1 protein-coding gene is annotated in these 1,782 nt (G+C 32.8%); it reads left to right on the forward strand.

The annotated features are described in order from the left end of the window. On the forward strand, positions 1-1,555 hold a 1,555-nt coding region (locus ATN92_RS12605; RefSeq protein WP_158106790.1), incomplete at its 5' end, for a lectin-like domain-containing protein. Between the last annotated feature and the right edge of the window lie 227 nt (positions 1,556-1,782).

Genomic DNA, 1,782 nt, shown 5'->3' on the forward strand with positions numbered 1-1,782 from the left:
TCCGGCCCTATCAAAAACTTATATAAAGAATTCTAAATACTATAATGGCGCTCCCGTTTATTACTACACAATGCATCATGATAATTTTATTAGCATAGAAAATTTAGTTGATAGTAAGTGGCATCACGTTACTATCAAATGGTCTCCCGATGTCACTACAAATAACACATTACTTCCCAGTGGCGGAACAATGACTTATAAATACGATGATAAAAATCCCGATGGTAGTATTCCCAATCCTACTGATATAAAAGAAACTAGTTTTCACCTGGATACTGCTAACTTTGGTCTTCAATCCGACAGTAAACTTTATTGGGGATTCACCGGTTCCACTGGTAAATATTATGAAAATAATCTAATGATTTTTGAATCTATTCCTTCCTTTGTTGATGCAGAAGCAACCTCTAGAATTCGTGATAATACTCAGAACCGCGATATCATAAACAATGATAGCCAAGTTTTTCCTAATGATGATATTAGTTACTTCTACAATCTGGATTATAAGGGGTGGACTAAAACTTGGAATGATATTCATGCCAAAATGAACGTACCTAAAAATGTTCATTTCACAAGCGGAACAGTCACTTATCCTACAACCGGTAATACCTATCAAATACCTAGCGATAAATTTCTTAATGATCCCACTTCTATTGAAGACATTCTCCCAGAACAACTCAGTCAAGATAGTCGTACGGCAATAATTGAGCTCAAAGGACATACAGAAACGATTGCCACTGAAAAATTAAATGTTCCTATCGCTCATGCTTCATTTGAAGGTGATAATTTAATTACCGATACTGATACAATTCCCTTTTTCATTCAGGCACGTAAATTAACTTTAAAAAGTGATTTCCCGGATATTAAAAAAATTGGTCAACATGAAGATGTCGATATCCCTGCCGAATTGGAATATCACGATGGAACTCCTTTAGTCAATTCCAATATGATCGTTTATCCATCAGTAAATAATAAGAATTTACCTAGTTTTAGACTAAGTGATGCTAACCCTGCCAGTGGTTTTACACTCCACTTAAGTAATGATCAATTACCCTCTAAGATAAATATTGTAAAATTTTACGTTATGGACAATTTAGGTAATAAAACCAATGTCATCACTAAGCAAATCAATGTAGGCGGCACTGTCCAATTTGGAACGGTTTCACCACAACTGAGTTTTAAAACTGTAAATCTTACCTCTCCCAATGAAATCATCCCCAGAATGAATAATTGGCAAGTCGAAGTAATTGATAACCGTGAAAAAGGTAGCTCCTGGACAGTTCAGGCCAGCGCTAGCAAACTAACCAATCCAATCACCCATCAAAATTTCGATGGGGCCTTAATTTATAGAGATCATACTGGCAAGATATCATACTTGAATAACAATTTAACAATCGCTGAAAACTCCAAGGATAATGATGAAACTCAATCGAAAGATATAACTGAAAATTGGAATTCACAAGATGGAATTCTTTTGATTTCCAATTCTCAAAACAAAGCTGGTAATTATTCCGGAGAAATAAACTGGTCATTAGTTGATTCACTAGTCAATAAATGACTTTTACAAGATAAATGATATTTCTTAAATATCATTTATTTGTTTTTTATATATAAAAATACAATAAACTTTAGTCATATATATCACGTTAAATATTCATTTATTTGTTAAAATTTTCTTGTAAAATGATTTTGTCAGATGAAAGGGATATTCATGACTAAACATAATGGTTTGAAACAACTATTATTAATCTTTACTGGAGCAATATTTTTATTCATAATTTATTC

The organism is Companilactobacillus bobalius, from assembly GCF_009764355.1.